At 65.0% G+C, this 16,738-nt stretch carries 15 protein-coding genes and 1 tRNA gene; 5 read left to right on the forward strand and 11 right to left on the reverse strand.

Annotated elements, in window-relative coordinates:
* Positions 1-32 precede the first annotated feature (32 nt).
* From FB468_RS05990 to FB468_RS06005, 4 genes are read right to left on the reverse strand one after another with little or no spacing between them, the layout of a single operon-like run.
* Complete coding sequence (locus FB468_RS05990) at positions 33-776, reverse strand: acetoacetate decarboxylase family protein (protein ID WP_141886540.1); 744 nt, start codon at positions 774-776, stop codon at positions 33-35.
* 40 nt (positions 777-816) lie between these two features.
* Positions 817-1,563, reverse strand: a complete 747-nt coding sequence (locus FB468_RS05995) for an amino acid ABC transporter ATP-binding protein (protein ID WP_141886541.1) — start codon at positions 1,561-1,563, stop codon at positions 817-819.
* Between the two features lie 2 nt (positions 1,564-1,565).
* On the reverse strand, positions 1,566-2,645 hold the full coding sequence (locus FB468_RS06000) for an amino acid ABC transporter permease (RefSeq protein ID WP_141886542.1): 1,080 nt from the start codon (positions 2,643-2,645) through the stop codon (positions 1,566-1,568).
* A gap of 30 nt (positions 2,646-2,675) precedes the next feature.
* On the reverse strand, positions 2,676-3,557 hold the full coding sequence (locus FB468_RS06005) for an ABC transporter substrate-binding protein (RefSeq protein WP_141886543.1): 882 nt from the start codon (positions 3,555-3,557) through the stop codon (positions 2,676-2,678).
* Positions 3,558-3,757: 200 nt separating this feature from the next.
* Between FB468_RS06005 and FB468_RS06010 the strand changes: the two genes are divergently transcribed.
* Both FB468_RS06010 and hrpB read left to right on the forward strand, forming a co-directional pair.
* Positions 3,758-4,690 (forward strand): hypothetical protein, encoded by a 933-nt coding sequence (locus FB468_RS06010; RefSeq protein WP_141886544.1) that lies wholly within the window; start codon positions 3,758-3,760, stop codon positions 4,688-4,690.
* A 68-nt stretch (positions 4,691-4,758) separates the two neighbouring features.
* Positions 4,759-7,344, forward strand: coding sequence for an ATP-dependent helicase HrpB (hrpB, locus tag FB468_RS06015; RefSeq protein ID WP_141886545.1), 2,586 nt, complete (start codon positions 4,759-4,761; stop codon positions 7,342-7,344).
* 171 nt (positions 7,345-7,515) lie between these two features.
* Here hrpB and ilvC read toward each other — a convergent pair whose 3' ends face one another.
* The 5 genes from ilvC to FB468_RS06040 form a co-directional block, all read right to left on the reverse strand.
* The gene (ilvC, locus tag FB468_RS06020; RefSeq protein WP_119278892.1) at positions 7,516-8,541 is read right to left on the reverse strand and encodes a ketol-acid reductoisomerase; all 1,026 of its coding nucleotides are present in this window, start codon (positions 8,539-8,541) and stop codon (positions 7,516-7,518) included.
* Between the two features lie 77 nt (positions 8,542-8,618).
* A complete protein-coding gene (gene ilvN, locus FB468_RS06025) occupies positions 8,619-9,128 on the reverse strand; it encodes an acetolactate synthase small subunit (protein WP_141886546.1) in 510 nt (169 codons plus the stop codon).
* Positions 9,129-9,130: 2 nt separating this feature from the next.
* Positions 9,131-10,933: an acetolactate synthase large subunit gene (locus tag FB468_RS06030; RefSeq protein ID WP_141886547.1), complete on the reverse strand. Its 1,803-nt coding sequence runs from the start codon at positions 10,931-10,933 to the stop codon at positions 9,131-9,133.
* Positions 10,934-11,000: 67 nt separating this feature from the next.
* Entirely contained in the window at positions 11,001-12,704 is a 1,704-nt protein-coding gene (ilvD, locus tag FB468_RS06035) for a dihydroxy-acid dehydratase (protein WP_141886548.1), read from the reverse strand.
* 103 nt (positions 12,705-12,807) lie between these two features.
* Positions 12,808-13,047: a hypothetical protein gene (locus FB468_RS06040; RefSeq protein WP_141886549.1), complete on the reverse strand. Its 240-nt coding sequence runs from the start codon at positions 13,045-13,047 to the stop codon at positions 12,808-12,810.
* Between the two features lie 174 nt (positions 13,048-13,221).
* Between FB468_RS06040 and FB468_RS06045 the strand changes: the two genes are divergently transcribed.
* From FB468_RS06045 to FB468_RS06055, 3 genes are all read left to right on the forward strand, one after another.
* Entirely contained in the window at positions 13,222-13,434 is a 213-nt protein-coding gene (locus tag FB468_RS06045) for a hypothetical protein (RefSeq protein ID WP_246055777.1), read from the forward strand.
* A 114-nt stretch (positions 13,435-13,548) separates the two neighbouring features.
* On the forward strand, positions 13,549-14,859 hold the full coding sequence (nhaA, locus tag FB468_RS06050) for a Na+/H+ antiporter NhaA (RefSeq protein WP_141886550.1): 1,311 nt from the start codon (positions 13,549-13,551) through the stop codon (positions 14,857-14,859).
* Between the two features lie 155 nt (positions 14,860-15,014).
* Positions 15,015-15,087 (forward strand) — tRNA-Lys (locus FB468_RS06055).
* Positions 15,088-15,197: 110 nt separating this feature from the next.
* Here FB468_RS06055 and FB468_RS06060 read toward each other — a convergent pair.
* The gene (locus FB468_RS06060) at positions 15,198-16,349 is read right to left on the reverse strand and encodes an IS1249 family transposase (protein ID WP_141885937.1); all 1,152 of its coding nucleotides are present in this window, start codon (positions 16,347-16,349) and stop codon (positions 15,198-15,200) included.
* Between the two features lie 127 nt (positions 16,350-16,476).
* Positions 16,477-16,680 carry a hypothetical protein gene (locus FB468_RS06065; RefSeq protein WP_141886551.1) on the reverse strand — a complete coding sequence of 68 codons (204 nt, stop codon included), beginning with the start codon at positions 16,678-16,680 and terminating at the stop codon, positions 16,477-16,479.
* Positions 16,681-16,738: the final 58 nt, after the last annotated feature.

Genomic DNA, 16,738 nt, shown 5'->3' on the forward strand with positions numbered 1-16,738 from the left:
GCCAGGCTATCGGGCGGGGCTTGCGGGCCGAACTACACAAGCGAGTCGATCACCTCTGACCGGCCGTGTTCCGTGCTGCAATTGTAGTAACCGACGGAGTACTCGCCGCCGAGTACCTCCACGATCTCAAGTGCGACACCGCCAATGTTCACAGAAGCGCCAAGCTCGACCTCAGCTGAACCGAACACCTTTGAGTGGAGTTTGAAGTCCTTTGACGTGTCACGCGACACGATTTCGAAGGTCTCGAAGCCACGCTCGTTCGCCTTGGGAAGGTAGTGCACTTGCAGGTGAGGGTAAATGTGCATGTCTTCCCAGGCGGCATTTGTCGCTGAGTCGTCCGGCGTCATGCTGATCGCGAACTGCAGTTCCCCCTCACGGGTTACCTCGCCCGCCACCCGTTCCGGAGCATCATCCAGCACGATCTTGCCCCACTGTTTCGGGTAGCCCCACACCTCCCGGCCGAGCAAGATGCTCCACGGCTGGTCTTCCCACTCAAAGGTGTAGTTCGCACCGACGGTGTCGCCGTAGCGGACGGGGAGGACGATGCCCGAGTCGTAGAATGCGCCGACACTCGAATTCGTGAAGTCGGCGATCTGTACGACAAACCGATCGTCGGTGAGTTCGAACGGGGTGGCTTCGAGCAATTTCTCGAGGTTCGCACGGTTTCCCCGGCAGTAGACCGAGAGGGTGCGCAGGTCGGGGCTCGTGTAGGGAGTATCCCCACTCGGGTAGCCGAGGAAGTCGAAGAAGCTGTTCGGGTCGTAATTGGTCTTCATAGTGTGGGTCTCCTGTGAGTGGTTTTCGTGCGGGCGGGCACTAGTCGCGGCCGGCCTCGTGCAGCTTGCTGAGGAACGCGATGAGTTCCGGGGTCTGAGGGTTGCCAAAGATGGCAGCGGGCGGCCCCTGTTCGAGGATCCTTCCCTGGTGCAGGAAGCAGATCTTTGACGAGATCTCTCGCGCAAACGGCATCTCGTGAGTCGTCATCATCATCGTCATGCCGTCGGTTGCAAGTTCCCGTACAAGGTTCAGAACCTCAACCACGAGTTCGGGGTCGAGCGCTGACGTGATCTCATCGAGCAGCATGAGGCGCGGGCGCATGAGCATGGCTCGGGCAATCGCGACGCGTTGCTGCTGGCCGCCCGACAGTTGCGTCGGATAGGCGTCGGCCTTGTCCTTGAGACCGACGCGGGCGAGCATGTCGCGTGCGGCCTGTTCGGCCACTCGCTTCCCCATGACCTTGGCGCGCACGGGCGACAGGGTGCAGTTTTGCAGCACAGTGAGGTGCGGAAAGAGGTTGTAGCTCTGAAACACCATGCCAACCTTGCGCCTCAGTGCGACGAGGTCGACACCCTCGCCGGAGATCACATCTCCTTCGAGCGCGATCTGCCCGCCCTGAATCGTCTCAAGCCCGTTGACGCAACGCAGCATGGTCGATTTGCCCGACCCCGAGGCACCAATCAAAGTGACCACCTCGTGACGGTCGACCTCAAGGTTGATCCCCTTGAGCACCTCGTTCTCGCCGTAGCGCTTGACCACCTCGGAGAGTTCGATAAACGGCTGCATGGCTACTTCCCCTTCCGGCTGACGCTTGTCCGCGCGAGCAGGTAATCAACGAATCTGGTCTGCGGGATGGTGATGAGTACGAACACGAAGCACACCGCGGTCACCGCTGACAGGTTGAAATCATTTGCTGCGTAAATCTTTGCCTGACTGAAGGCGTCAATGATGCCGACGACGATAACGAGCGCCGTGTCCTTCTGCAGCCCAATGAACTGGCTGAGCATGGGCGCCGCAATGTTGCGGAACATCTGCGGCACCATCACGAAGCGCATGACATCGCCCGGGGTGAGCCCGAGCGACACCGCTGCAGCATTCTGGTCAGGATTGATCGATTCCAGGCCCGCTCGGTACAGCTCAGCGTTGTAGGCGCTGTAGGTGATGGAGAGGGCAACGATTGCGTACACCACGAGACTGCCCTCGCTGAGCACCGGCACCTCAGTGAGCGGCAACCCGAAGCACACCAGGTAGATGAGCACGACCGACGGGATGCCGCGGAACACGTCGATGTACGTGATGCACAGGGCGCGGATCGGGGCGAACCCCTTCCCCGGGAGCAGGCGCCCGACAGCCAGCAAGAGCCCGAAGACCATTGCGAGGATCTGCGCGCCCACGGCAATCTGTACATTGACGAGGAGCGCCTTGAAGATGTCGCCAAGCCCCTCGAACATGAATTCAATGTTGAAGAAGGTCTGTTGGACGGCTCCCCCATTCACGAAGATCACCCAGCCGACGATCCCGATGACCGCGAGGGCACCCGAGACGCCGATCGCCGTGATCGAGTGATCGCGGGAGCGGGAGGCCGCGATGCGGGCTCCCACCGGATTGTGCTCGAGCCACTGGGTGCTCGACTCGTTCGCTGCAACGAACGCCCGGCCAAGGGGAACGCCGATAACGAGGGCTGGCACGAGCACTCCGATGCCGACAAGCGCGAGCGTATTAGCTGGCAATAGCTCTGCGATAAACATCGCGCAGACCGCAATAGTGAGCGCTGCGAGAATCACGGCTCCACTTCGGTAGTGCTTCGTCGCCATCGGCTCTGCCGGGGTCGGTGTCCCGTCGACCGTTGAGAGTTCTTCTGTAAACATGTGTGTGCGTTTCCTCCCGATTTCTCGGGGCTAGGCCGACCAGACCGGTAGAGCCGTCGGATCGCCACCGAGGATCTCGTTCAGCCACCTGCTCATGATCTTGTCGAGCGTGCCGTCCTCGCGCATGTCGGCGAGAATCTCGTCGGTGGGCGCAAGGTTCGGTGACCCCTTCGGGAACAGCGCCGCGACGTCTCCGCCGACCTCGTACTGCGCGATGACCTCAAGTTTGCCGTCGGAGGCTGCGGCGCGCGGCATCACCGTCGCAGTGTCATTGAGCGCGACGTCAAGCTGTTTTGCAAGCAGGGCATTAAACAGGTCGTCGTTCGAATTGAACACACGCACTTCTTTGGGGTGCAGCTGGTCGTTGACGAGCGACTGCTGCCGTGAGCCGGCAAGCACCCCCACGACAGAGTCTTTGATCGAGGCTTCGGTGAGCTCGCTCCCCGCACGCACGAGCACACCCGTCTGGTAGGTGTTGTAAGGCGTCGAGAAATCGACAACGCTCTCTCGCTCTGGTGTGACGATAATGTCCCACACGGCCATGTCGAAGTTGGAGGCCTTCGCGGTGACGAGCGCTTCGAACGGGGCGTTCACGAGGTCGACGCGCTCGAGGCCCGCGCGGTTCGCGATCTCGGCAACGAGGCAGTACATGTAGCCGCCGTCGACGTCTTCGAGCGTATTGCCGCGATAGCCCGCAGGGTACGGGAGTGACGCCGCGACAGTGAGTGCGCCCGGCTTGAGCGGAGTGAGCTCGTGCACCGTGGGGTTCTCGGTGATGTCGCAGTCTCCGAAGTTATGGCCGGCGGCCCCTGAGTCGGTTGGTGCCTCGGTCGAGCTGCAACCAGCGGTGAAGAACAGTGCGGAGGCGACGAGGGCTGCGCCACCGAAGCGCGTGAGAGCGGTAATCATCATTGATCCTTGCTAGTCAGGGAGGGTAGTCCCGCCCGAATTTATGTGAAATGTCAGCGAAATTATTCTGACATCTCTGACGGGAATGCGCAACAACATTCTGCACATTTCTCCCCGTTGCAGAATCGTCACTAGAGCGTTGCCCAACGACAGCTACACTTAAAGCGATTTCATAGAAATGCCTACAAAGGAATAACAGCACCGTGGTTGAACCCAAGAAGAATGCGTCCGGCAAGGCCGCGGCGTCAACAGCACCCACCGCAGACGCCTCGTGGACCCCGACGGCAACCGCCAAGGCGAAGGCCACCCGCTTCCGTTGGATCGCAGTGGCTCTGTGGGCTCTCGCGATCGCGCTCGAGGCCGTCTCGATCTTCTGGCTGCTGCGTCAGCGCGAGTTCGTTGGCGAGGACGGCACCCTCGTCCGTAACGAAGACACCGGCCTGCTTGAGCAGCAGAACGCGACCGCGGTGTTCCCGCAGTGGGCGTTTATCACGCTGATCATCGCGCTCGTGGTGATCGCCGCTCTCGCGATCACCGGCTCGATGCTATGGAAGAAGGCGAACCGTCTCGACCCCGCACGTCAGTCCGAGACCGTGAAGTTCTTCGTGCAGAACCAGCTGGGCGCGATCATCTCGATCATCGCGTTCCTCCCGCTCATCATCCTCATCTTCACGAATAAGGACATGGACGGGAAGCAGAAGGGCATCGCCGGCGCGATCGGCATCGTGCTCGCGCTCGCCGCAACTGCGCTCGGCATCGACTACAACCCCGCGTCGGTCGAGAAGTACACCGCCGACCAGTCGACCGTGATTCAGCTGCTCGGGCAAGACGAGGTCGTGTGGGTCGACGGCGGCTCCGTCTACCACGTGTGCGAGAACGTCTCCGACATTCAGACCGGCAGCGAGAAGCGCACCGGCACGACCGCAGAAGCTGTCGAAGCAGGCAAGCAGCGCCTCACCCTGAAGTTCGCGAGCGAACTGCAGAAGTGCGGCCTGAATGTCCCGGAGAACGCGTCTGAAATTGAGGCTGCGCTCAAGGAGATCCAGGGCGGTGCGACCGACGTCACCCTTCCGGCTCCCGTGTGGGCGAACCCGAGCGACGCGCCGATCGTCATTGAGAACGCTCCCGCAGCGTAGTCTCGAACGCGTAGACGCCGCGTGGCCCCGGGGATTCCCGGGGCCACGCGGCGTTTTAGGATGGACAGATGACCGCGCATCGTTTCGACCTCGCCACGATCGGCGCGGGCCTCCCCGTCTCGGCGGCTTCCGCAGAGATCGAGCGAGCCCTGCGCACGGGCGCCGCCGTCATCACCGCGCCGCCAGGCACCGGCAAGACAACGTACGTGCCCGCGCTCACCGCAAACCTCGTTGCTCAGATCGCCGCGGACGCACGTTCGGGCAACAAGCGCACCCTCCTCACCCAGCCCCGCAGGGTAGCCGTGCGCGCGGCTGCGAGGCGCCTCGCCTCACTCGACGGATCGGAGCTTGGCGGCCCCGTCGGCTTCACGGTGAGGGGCGACCGTCGCGTCAGCACCAGCACAGCGGTCGAGGTTCTCACCCCCGGTGTCTTGCTGCGCCGTCTGCTCTCAGACCCCGAGCTCGAGGGCGTGGGCGCCGTCATCCTTGACGAGGTGCACGAGCGGTCGGTCGACGGCGACCTGCTGCTCGGGATGCTCGCTGAGGTACGCGAGCTCAGGCCCGACCTGATCCTCGTCGCGATGTCCGCGACGCTTGCCGCCGAGGCGACCGCCGACCTGATCTCGGGTGCGGTCGTGCACGTCCCCTCCCCGCTCCACCCGCTCGAGGTCTCGTACGACGCTGGCGCGGCGCCGCGCCTCGACGAGCGCGGAGTCACCCGCGCGTTCCTGTCGCACGTCGCGGGGCTCGCGGTCAGGGAACAGGCCGCGCAGGGGTGCGATGCTCTGGTGTTCTTGCCGGGCGCGCGGGAGGTCGACGCTGTGGTTGCCGAGGCGCGGGAGCTATGCGCCGGCCGCCCCGGCGGGCCTGTCGAGGTCCTCGCGCTCCACGGACGACTGAGTTCGCGCGAACAGGACCGCGCCGTCTCCGGCCGCGGCCCGCAAGATCCTCCGCGGATCGTCGTCAGCACAGCCCTCGCCGAGAGCTCGCTCACTGTCCCCGGCGTGAGGCTCGTCATCGACGCGGGCCTGTCGCGCGAGGTGCGTCGCGACCGAGCCCGCGACATGGAGGGGCTCGTCACCGTGAGCGCATCGCGCGCAAGCGCCGAGCAGCGTGCGGGCCGCGCAGCCCGCGAGGGCGCCGGGCGCGCGGTGCGGGCGTACACTGAGGCTGACTTCGCGCGGATGCCTGCGGCAATCACCCCCGAGATCTTGTCCGCAGATCTCACCGACGCCGCGCTCCTCCTCGCGGCCTGGGGCACGCCGGGAGGCACTAGCCTCAGGCTACTCACCGCCCCACCCAAGGCGGCAATCGAGCGAGCCCAGGCCACGCTGCGCACGCTCGACCTCACTGACGCGGCGGGCGGCGTGACGCCACTCGGGGCGCGAATCGCTGGGCAACCCTTCGGGGCGCGGGAGGCACGCGCGATCACCGCGGGCACAGCGGCGACGGGCAACGCCAAACGGATCGCGGAGGCCGTCGCGGCGTTCTCCGGCGACTACCGCGCCCCCGATGCCGATCTCTCGACGCTGCTCAGAGAATTGCGAACCGGGCGGGCATCGGGCGCCGACAAGTGGCGCCGAGAGGTCGAGCGGTTCGCGCGGTTTGGGGCGGAACACCGCGCCGGCGCCGTGGGCGCCACGGGAGTCTCGTCCTCGCCCGAGGGCATCGCTGCCGGTTACGCGCGGCCGGAGTGGATCGCGCGCCGCTCAGCCGAGCACTCCCGGAGCTACCTGTTCGCGAGCGGCACGCGGGCGGCCGTCCCCGAGGGCAGCCCGCTCCTCACGTCAGAGTGGATCGCCGTGCGCGAGGTACAGCGTGCCGAGGGCCGCGCCGCCGACGGCACCGGCGCCGTCATCCGTCTCGCCGCCTCGCTCTCCGTCGACGACGCGATCAGGATCGGCGCCTCGCTGCGCACCCGTGAGCGCAGCGCGCGTATTGAGGAGGGCCGCGTGCGAGTGCGCGAGGAGGATCGGCTTGGCGCGATCCTGCTCTCTTCGCAGCCGGCCACTCCCCTCCCCAAGGACTCTGGCCCGGCGTTCGCCGCTCACCTGCGTGAGGCGGGTCTTTCCGCGCTGAACTGGACCGGGCCCGCGACCGCGCTGCGCGCCCGGCTTGCACTCCTGCACCGCGAACTCGGCGACCCCTGGCCCGACGTCTCCGACACGGCTCTGCTCGACCGGGTGCGCGACTGGCTTGGGCCCGACCTCGACAGGCTCAGCCCCAAAGCGTCGCTCGCGTCGCTCGACGTGACGGGCGCGCTGCGCCGACTGCTCCCGTGGCCTGAAGCGGCGCGCATTGACGAGCTCGTGCCCGAGCGCCTGCGGGTTCCCTCTGGTTCGACCGCGGCGATCGACTACGGCGATGCCCTCGCGGGTTCGGGGGGCCCGGTCGTCGCGGTGAAACTCCAGGAGGTCTTCGGGCTCGCAGAGACCCCGCGGCTCGTAGACGGGCGCGTCCCTGTGCTCTTCCACCTGCTGTCACCCGCCCGCAGGCCGCTGGCTGTCACGGCTGACCTCGCCTCGTTCTGGAATGGGCCGTACCAAGACGTGCGGCGTGAGATGCGGGGCAAGTACCCGAAACACCCGTGGCCGGAAGACCCCTGGGCGGCGGAGGCCACGGCCCGGACGAAGCGGGCGATGGGGCGGGCTTAAGTCGCTTACATCGTCTGTGATCTGCCCAGGTAATGCTCTCGCCGGGCTGGGAGGGCATGTACATCGCAGATCGCATGTGGTGTGAGGGACCCCGAGAGCGAAAAAGAGGTGGGCGCCCGGAGTTTCCTCCGGGCGCCCACCATTGCTTGCGAGATCCGCTAGCGTCGATCCTTAGCGCGCAGCGCTGCCGTCGACGTAGTCCGAATCCTGCTGCTGCCACGCGAAGAGCTTGCGGAGCTCGACGCCGGTCTTCTCGATCGGGTGCGACTCCTCCTTCTCGCGAAGAGCGGTGAACTCGGGTGCGCCCGCGTCCTGATCCTCGATGAAGCGCTTCGCGAAGGTGCCGTCCTGGATGTCCTTCAGCACGCCCTGCATGCGCTCCTTGACGCCTGCGTCGATGACGCGGGGGCCCGAAACGTAGTCGCCGTACTCAGCGGTGTCAGAGATCGACCAACGCTGCTTAGCGATGCCGCCCTCCCACATGAGGTCAACGATGAGCTTGAGCTCGTGGAGCACCTCGAAGTAGGCGATCTCGGGCTGGTAACCAGCCTCGGTGAGCGTCTCGAAGCCGGCCTGCACGAGGTGGCTCATGCCACCGCAGAGCACTGCCTGCTCGCCGAAGAGATCGGTCTCGGTCTCCTCAGTGAAGGTCGTCTTGATGACACCCGCGCGGGTGCCGCCAATTGCCTTCGCGTACGACTTCGCGGTCTCCCATGCGGTGCCCGACGCGTCGACCTCGACTGCGATGATGTCGGGGATGCCGCGGCCGGCCTCGAACTCGCGACGCACGGTGTGGCCGGGAGCCTTCGGAGCTACGAGGATGACGTCAACGCCAGCCGGAGCCTCGATGTAGCCGTAGCGGATGTTGAAGCCGTGAGCGAAGGCAAGCGTCTTGCCCTCGGTCATGTGCTGCGCAACGTGGTCGTTGTAGATGCCGCGCTGGTGCTGATCCGGCGCGAGCAGCATGATGACGTCAGCCCACTCGGCTGCGTCTGCCACGTTCTTCACGGTGAAGCCGGCCTCTTCAGCCTTCTGGATCGACTTGGAGCCGTCCTTCAGCGCAATGACGACCTCGACGCCCGAGTCGCGTAGGTTCATCGCGTGCGCGTGACCCTGCGAGCCGTATCCGACGATGGCAACCTTCTTGCCCTGAATGATCGACAGGTCTGCATCGCTGTCGTAGTACATTTCAGCCACTGGCCGTTCTCCTTTGTTGTGTGGTTTGTGAAACTGTGAAATCTGTTCGCTGCCCGGGCGAACGCCGGGCCGCGCGGTTAGACCTTAAAGACGCGCTCGGAAATCGACTTTGAGCCGCGGCCCATCGCGATGAGGCCGGACTGCGCGATCTCCTTGATGCCGTAGGGCTCGAGCACCCGCAGGAACGCCTCGATCTTCCCGGAGTCTCCGGTGACCTCGATCGTGAGCGCCTCAGGCACCACGTCAACGACGCGGGCGCGGAAGAGGCTCACGGCTTCGAGCACGTGCGAGCGGGTCTGGTTGTCGGCGCGCACCTTGATGAGCACGTGCTCGCGCTGCACCGAGTTGCTCGCGTCGAGCTCAACGATCTTGATGACGTTCACGAGCTTGTTGAGCTGCTTCGTCACCTGTTCGAGAAGCACCTCGTCTTCGTCAACGACGACGGTGATGCGCGAGAGCCCCTCCATCTCGGTCGGGCCGACCGCGAGCGACTCAATGTTGAACCCGCGACGGGCGAACAGCCCGGCAACGCGGGTCAGCAGACCGGGCTTGTCCTCGACGAGGAGGCTGAGTACGTGACGAGCCATGATTACTCTCCCTCCCACTCGGGGGCTTGCTCAAGGGCATACTGGACATCGCTGTTGGAGGTGCCCTGGCGAACCATCGGCCACACCATCGCGTCTGCGCTCACGACGAAGTCGATGACGACGGGGCGGTCGTTCGTCTCAAGCGCGAGCTTGATCGCCGCGTCGATCTCGTCTTCCTTCTCCACGCGAATCGCGAGGCAGCCGTACGCTTCGCCGAGCTTCACGAAGTCGGGCACGCGCTGCGACCCGTGGCCCGTGTTCAGCTCGGTGTTCGAGTAGCGGCCGTCATAGATGAGGGTCTGCCACTGGCGCACCATGCCGAGCGAAGAGTTGTTGATGACCGCGACCTTGATCGGGATGTTGTTCACGACGCAGGTCGCGAGCTCCTGATTGGTCATCTGGAAGCAGCCGTCGCCGTCGATCGCCCAGACCGTGCGCTCGGGCTCGGCGACCTTGGCACCCATGGCAGCGGGAACCGCGTACCCCATCGTGCCTGCGCCACCCGAGTTCAGCCACGAGTTCGGGCGCTCGTACTTAATGAACTGAGCGGCCCACATCTGGTGCTGGCCGACGCCAGCAGCGTAGATCGCCTCGGGGCCGGTGAGCTCACCGATCCGCTGGAGGATGTGCTGCGGCGACAGCAGCCCGTCGCTTGTCTCGGCGTAGCCCAGCGGGTAGGTCTCCTGCAGCCCGCGCAGGCGCTCCCACCACGCCGTCATATCGGCGAAGTCGCGGCCGAGCTTCGCCGTCGACACCGCGGCGATGAGGTCGGAGATGACCTCGGCGGCGTCGCCAACGATCGGCACATCGGCGGCGCGGATCTTGCCGATCTCAGCGGGATCAATGTCGGCGTGGATCACCTTCGCGTCGGGCGCAAACAGAGCTGCCTTGCCCGTGACGCGGTCGTCGAACCGGGCGCCGAGGGTGATGAGCAGGTCGGCCTCCTGCAGCGCGAGCACCGCGGGAACAGTGCCGTGCATGCCGGGCATGCCAAGGTGCTGTGGGTGCGAGTCGGGGAACACGCCGCGCGCCATGAGCGTCGTCACGACGGGCGCGCCAACGAGCTCGGCGAGCTGCTTGAGCTCCTCAGAAGCGCCGGCTCGGCCGACGCCGCCGCCGACGTAGAACACAGGGCGTTCTGCCTCAGCAATGAGCTCGGCCGCGGCCTGAATCTGCTTGCTGTTCGCCTTCGTGATCGGGCGGTAGCCGGGCAGGTCAACGCGGGGGTCCCAGACGAAGTCGAGCTCACCCTCCTGCGCATCCTTCGTGATGTCCACGAGCACTGGGCCGGGGCGGCCCGTCGAGGCGAGGTGGTAGGCGGCGGCGATCGCGGCTGGCACCTCGTCCGCCGTCTTCACGAGGAACGAGTGCTTCGTAATGGGCATCGTGATGCCCATGATGTCGGCCTCCTGGAACGCGTCCGTGCCCATGAGGTGCGAGAACACCTGGCCGGTGATTGCGAGCAGCGGGACGGAGTCCATGTACGCGTCGGCGATCGCGGTGACGAGGTTCGTCGCGCCGGGGCCCGAGGTCGCGATCGCGACGCCGACCTTGCCGGATGCCGCAGCGTAGCCCTCGGCGGCATGGCCGCCCCCCTGCTCGTGGCGCACGAGAACGTGGCGGAGGTGCTCGTCACCCATGAGAGTGTCATACAGGGGCAAGACGGCGCCGCCGGGAAGGCCGAAGACGTCGGTGACCCCAAGTGCGTCAAGGCTGCGGACGACGGCCATTGCGCCGGTCATTCGCTCGCCACGGGCGGGCGGCTCGCCTGATTGTCGTTGAATAGCGTTCGACTCGAGCGTCATTCTTTCGCTTTCTTACGGTAGTGATTGAGCGCGGGCCGCATCGGGGCCAGCGCGTCGAATGTGGGAACTAGCCCGTGATGGCACCCTCAGATGCCGAATGCACGAGCTTTGCGTACTTCGCGAGCACTCCCCGCGTATAGCGCGGGGGAAGCGGGGCCCAGTTCGCACGTCGGGCCTCAAGCTCAGCGGGGTCTACCAGCAGATCGAGCGTCTGTGCCGCGATGTCAACCCGTATCAGGTCACCGTCGTGCACGAGCGCCACTGGGCCTCCATCCGAGGCCTCAGGCGCGATGTGGCCGATACACAGGCCGGTTGTGCCGCCCGAGAATCTGCCGTCAGTCAATAGTAGTACATCTTTTCCGAGCCCCGCGCCCTTGATCGCGCCAGTAATCGCCAGCATCTCACGCATGCCCGGGCCACCCTTCGGCCCCTCGTAGCGGATCACAACGATGTCGCCCTTGCCGATCTTGCCCTCGGTGAGCGCGTCCATCGCGGCGCGCTCACGCTCGAACACCCGCGCGGGGCCCTCGAAAACGTCGGCGTCGAAGCCCGCGGTCTTCACGACGGCGCCCTCCGGCGCGAGCGAACCGTGCAGGATGGTGAGCCCGCCGGTCGCGTGGATCGGGTCGTCGAGGTGGTGGATCACCTTGCCGTCGATAGGGTCGGGGTTCAGGTCGGCGAGGTTTTCAGCCATCGTCTTGCCGGTGACAGTGAGCGCGTCACCGTGCAGGAGACCCGCGTCGAGCAGCGCCTTCAGCACGACGGGCACGCCGCCCTGACGGTCAATGTCGGCCATGACGTACTTGCCGAACGGCTTCATGTCGGCGAGGTGCGGAACCTTCGCGCCGATGCGGTTGAAGTCCGCGAGAGTGAGGTCGACCTCGGCCTCGCGAGCGATCGCGAGCAGGTGCAGCACCGCGTTCGTCGAGCCACCGTAGGCCATGAGGAGCGTGATCGCGTTCTCGAACGCCTTCTTCGTGAGGATGTCGCGGGCGGTGATGCCCTTCGCGATCATGTTCACGACGGCCTCGCCAGAGCGGTGCGCGAAGTAGTCGCGGCGTCGGTCGTACGAGGGCGGAGCCGCGGAACCGGGAAGGCTCATCCCGAGCGCCTCAGCGATCGAGGCCATCGTGTTCGCCGTGTACATGCCACCGCACGCGCCCTCACCGGGAACGATTGCGCACTCGATGCGCTTCAGATCCTCTTCGCTCATCGTGCCCGCCTTGCACGCGCCGACAGCCTCGAAGGCGTCGATGATGGTGACTTCCTTCTCAGTGCCGTCCGTGAGCTTTACCCAGCCGGGCGCGACCGACCCCGCGTAGAGAAACACGGAGGCGAGGTCGAGCCTGGCCGCTGCCATGAGCATGCCGGGCAGCGACTTATCGCACCCCGCGAGCAGCACCGAACCGTCGAGGCGTTCCGCCATCATGACGGTCTCGACCGAGTCGGCGATGACCTCGCGCGACACGAGCGAGAAGTGCATGCCCTCGTGGCCCATCGAGATGCCGTCAGAGACCGAAACGGTGCCGAACTGGAGCGGGTATCCCCCGCCCGAGTGCACGCCCTCCTTTGCGCCCTGCGCGAGCCGGTCGAGGCTGAGGTTGCAGGGTGTGATCTCGTTCCACGAGCTCGCAATACCGATCTGGGGCTTATCCCAGTCTTCGTCGCCCATGCCGACAGCGCGAAGCATGCCACGCGCGGCGGCCTTCTCAATGCCGTAGGTGACGTCGCGACTGCGCGGCTTCATATCGATATGTGACTTCTCTGCCATGAACTCATCCTACGCCCTGCGGGATTCCCGAAGCGGGACGTAAACGGAGGAGGCACCCGGAGCTGAGCTCCGGGTGCCTCCTCCTTCCGACGTGACTTCGGCGTTACTTGCCGAGCTTCGGGAGAAGCGCGAACGGCAGCGCGAACCCGATCGTCGCCGCGGCCAGGCCGCCCGCGAAGATGAACAGCTCAGTGCTCATGCCGAGCGAGGGGTTGAACCCGTAGCTCGCGAGCACGATGCCGCCCATCGCGAGCACGAATGACAGGACAAACACGATCGCCGTAACGGCGCTCACCGAACCCTGTGAGCTCTCCTCGAACAGGTCCTCGCTCTGCTTTGCCATGACTTCTCAAATCCTCCGTGGTTCAAAAGCTTGCGCGCAGTTACGCGCGATACACCCAGCGTAGCCTAGACCCGCCCCGAAGCGCACTGCCAGGGGCACACCCGTTAGGCTTGGCGTGCGGGCGCTCGCGCGGCGCTTCACCCCTTTTACAGTCACTCGACCCGGAGGTGTTCCATGACTCGGCAACGCATTGAGGTTGGCAAGTACCTCACCAACATCGGAGTGCTTGGCGCCGCGGCCGGTGTCGTTTCGACGGCGCGCCGCACGAATTCGATGCCGCGCGACTGGCGTCGGTTTATCGTGTGGGGCGTGTGGATCGCCGGCCTCATTCTTGCGATCGCCGGTGTCGCAATGCAGGATCGCGACGCCGAGTTCGCCGACGAGTAGCCGCCCGCACCGCACTTGCCTCCGCGGGCAAGGTGCGATAGTTTTCAGCGGTTAGGTGTGTCGGGAAGTCTGGTCGACGTTGTGTTCGACCCAACCCACCACGAGGAGTCATTGATGACGAGCCCCACCCCCACCTCACCGATCCCACACGCGCCGAAGGCGCGAAGCCAGCGGCGCCCGCGCCGCCGGCTGTTCGCCTACATCGGTAGGCGCGAACTGCTCCGCCTCAACCGGCTGCTGCGCCGCGAGTTCGTCGGCGGGCTCATCATCATGATCGCGGCCCTCGTGGGCTTCGTCGCCGCGAACAGCCCCATCTCGGAGTGGTTCCTCGAGCTGCGCGAGTTCAAGATCGGCCCTGAGGCCCTCGGGCTCCACATGAGCGTCAGTCACTGGGCCTCCGATGGCCTGCTCGCGATCTTCTTCTTCATGGTCGGCCTCGAGCTCAAGCGCGAGTTCGTCGAGGGCGACCTGCGCTCCCCGCGCACGGCGATCGTGCCCGTTGCCGCCGCGGTCGGCGGCGTGGTCTTCCCGGCAGCGATCTACCTCGCCGTCAATGCGGGGACCGCGACGTCACACGGCTGGGCGATCCCGACCGCGACAGATATCGCGTTCGCGGTCGCCGTGCTCGGCCTGATCGCCCCCCGGATTAACCCGGCCCTGCGTATGTTCCTCCTCACGCTCGCCGTCGTCGACGACTTCATCGCGATTGCCATCATCGCGATCTTCTACACCGACGGCGTGAACTTCACGCCGCTCCTCATCGCGATCGCCCCCGCCCTCGTATTCGCGCTCCTCATGCGCTGGAAGGGCGAGTGGTTCGCGCAGTCGAAGTGGGGCGCCTGGCTGATCCTGCTCCCCCTCGGCATCATTACCTGGGCGCTCTTCTACAACTCGGGCATCCACGCGACGATCGCGGGCGTCGTGCTCGCCTTCCTCGTTCCCGTGCGCGGCAAGAGCGGCGGCGAGGTCTCCGAGACGCTGAACAACCGCTTCCACCCGCTGTCGGCTTTCATCGCGGTGCCGATCTTCGCGCTCTTTGCGGCCGGCGTCTCACTCGGGGGCGCCTCGCGGTTCCCCTTCGACCCGATCGCGATCGGCATCATGCTCGGCCTCGTCATTGGCAAGCCGCTCGGCATCACGCTCACCACGTGGCTGCTCACCCGCTTCACGCGGGCGACCCTCGGCTCGTCCGTGCTCTGGCGCGAGGTCATCGGCATTGGGGCCCTCGCGGGCGTCGGCTTCACCGTAGCGATGCTCGTCGCCGAGCTCAGCTTCACCAACGCAAGCGACATCGACACGGGCCGACTCTCTGTCATGGTGGCGTCGCTCCTCGCAGTCGTCGTCGCGGCCGCGATTCTCGTGCCGAGCCAGCGCAAACACGCCCGAGCGCGTTCCACGCAGGTGAATCACGTGACCGGCGAGTGAACATCCGCACCATTCCGCGGACTTTGCTGCGCGCCGCGGCCCCAACGCGCTAGGATTTTGGGGCCGCGGCACACGCGGGATACACAGTTTTTCGCCCCGATTTGATTAGGCGAAAATTTGCGTGCTATCGTATATCCCGTTGCACACCGCAGCAAGCGCCTTTAGCTCAGTTGGTAGAGCAGCTGACTCTTAATCAGCGGGTCCACGGTTCGAGCCCGTGAGGGCGCACAGATTAGCCCCGAGATCATTACGATCTCGGGGCTTCTTTGTTTCCCGGAGTCATCGCAACCCTGGCTTACGGGCCTATAGGACAAAAAGTGTGTAAACCGTTGGGCGTGTCAGGTCCGCCCTCCCCATCCTTTGCGTAGCCAGAGGCCTTCGCTGGCGTCAAGGCCGGTGCCGTAGAGCTCGGGGCTCGGGTCTGGTTCCGTGAACCGGGGGCGTGGGTTCACTGGCGGGTTGATCACTTCGTGCGTGATGAACGAGTGCGCGGTCTGGAGCAGTCCTGCTTGTTTTAGAGCGAACCATTCCGCGACGCGTTTCTGATGGACGGTGGGCATTCCGCGATGGAATCGGAGGAGTGTTTTCAGGACCGAGTTGAAGGCTCCCTCGAGGCCGCTCGTGGTTCTGGGGATATCGATCTGAACGAAAGTGAACAGGTGTCCGCGGCGTTGGATCTCGGTGAGGAGCCGGTACGCCTTCCGAAGCCGGTCGTGGGTGTACCACCACTGTTTCCCGGTGGGTGAGTCCCATGACCCGTCCTTGAGTCTGCGCCTCGCGTACGAGCGTTCACGAGTGAGGCGTCCGTAGATCGAATGCCAGGCGTTCAACCGCTTGAGCCAGCCGAGAGCGTCCTCTGGCGTTTGTACTTGTGAAAGCTGTTTTGTGAGCGCGAGGAGCGTCTGCCCAGCAACGGTGCGGGGTCTCCAGGTGAGATGGGTGCGTATGTTCATCAGGACGTGGAAGATGCAACGCTGCACGCGCGTATCCGGCCACACTGTTTTGAGTGCCGCGTTCAGGCCTGGCCCGCCATCACACACCACCACGAGTGGGGCAGGGATCTGCGCGAACAACGCACCCCACGCGGCCTGGGTTTCGGTCGAGCACCACTGGAACGCGAGCGGGGTGAGGTCCTCATCGAGCGCGACCAGGAGACACCATCCACCAACGTACGTTCCGTCCACGATCACGCACCTCGGCGGTATCGTCACGGTCGGGAGCGTTGGCCTGATTTGCCAGCACCATTCGATCTCCCGGCGGAAGGTTCGGTCTGAGACTCGTTCCGCGGCTTCGGCTTGTGAGTCCTTGCCCAGGAGCCAGGACAGGAACCGGTCGAGGGTGTGCCGGCGGGTGAGGTCTGCCCGTTTCCTGGTTGAGGAGCTGCCGCAGTTCAGGCATCTCCAGCGCCTGGTTCCCGCGCTCGTGAAACCGTTCTTCACGAGCGCGTTGCCGCATACCAGACAGGTGGACGAGTTGGTTGTTTTCGGCACGGTTAATGGTGCCGGGGTATAGCGAACCTCGTACTACGGCATGCTGGTGCGGGTAGATCGGGATTCGTTACACACTTTTTGTCCTATAGCCCTGGCTTACTCCTTACTTTGAGTTTGACTCTGCGGGCTATCGGGGGCTATCGGGGGCTATCGGCAATAAAAGGTGGATGGCGTTGGGCGTGTCAGGCGTTGCCCGTGGTTCCTGCGCGTAGCCAGAGCCCTTCTTTCGCATGAAGATCACTTCAACTGAGAGCACGAACGCAGCGACGATTGCGACAGAGGCCGGAACAAAGTACGCGAGCACGTGGATCAGCTTGTTGTCTTCAGGCAAGAACAGCTCCCCCACACAGGAGCGCACAACAGTGTCACTCGCGTATGACGTTTGTAGG

The organism is Leucobacter komagatae (assembly GCF_006716085.1).
Classification (GTDB): domain Bacteria; phylum Actinomycetota; class Actinomycetes; order Actinomycetales; family Microbacteriaceae; genus Leucobacter; species Leucobacter komagatae.

Bases quoted from the DNA above. Each gene is read 5' to 3' on its own strand.
- ilvN (WP_141886546.1), bottom strand. From the start codon at position 9,128: ATGGCTCGTCACGTACTCAGCCTCCTCGTCGAGGACAAGCCCGGTCTG.
- FB468_RS05995 (WP_141886541.1), bottom strand. From the start codon at position 1,563: ATGCAGCCGTTTATCGAACTCTCCGAGGTGGTCAAGCGCTACGGCGAG.
- nhaA (WP_141886550.1), top strand. From the start codon at position 13,549: ATGACGAGCCCCACCCCCACCTCACCGATCCCACACGCGCCGAAGGCG.
- FB468_RS06040 (WP_141886549.1), bottom strand. From the start codon at position 13,047: ATGGCAAAGCAGAGCGAGGACCTGTTCGAGGAGAGCTCACAGGGTTCG.
- FB468_RS06030 (WP_141886547.1), bottom strand. From the start codon at position 10,933: ATGACGCTCGAGTCGAACGCTATTCAACGACAATCAGGCGAGCCGCCC.
- FB468_RS06000 (WP_141886542.1), bottom strand. From the start codon at position 2,645: ATGTTTACAGAAGAACTCTCAACGGTCGACGGGACACCGACCCCGGCA.
- FB468_RS05990 (WP_141886540.1), bottom strand. From the start codon at position 776: ATGAAGACCAATTACGACCCGAACAGCTTCTTCGACTTCCTCGGCTAC.
- FB468_RS06045 (WP_246055777.1), top strand. From the start codon at position 13,222: ATGACTCGGCAACGCATTGAGGTTGGCAAGTACCTCACCAACATCGGA.
- FB468_RS06005 (WP_141886543.1), bottom strand. From the start codon at position 3,557: ATGATGATTACCGCTCTCACGCGCTTCGGTGGCGCAGCCCTCGTCGCC.
- hrpB (WP_141886545.1), top strand. From the start codon at position 4,759: ATGACCGCGCATCGTTTCGACCTCGCCACGATCGGCGCGGGCCTCCCC.
- ilvD (WP_141886548.1), bottom strand. From the start codon at position 12,704: ATGGCAGAGAAGTCACATATCGATATGAAGCCGCGCAGTCGCGACGTC.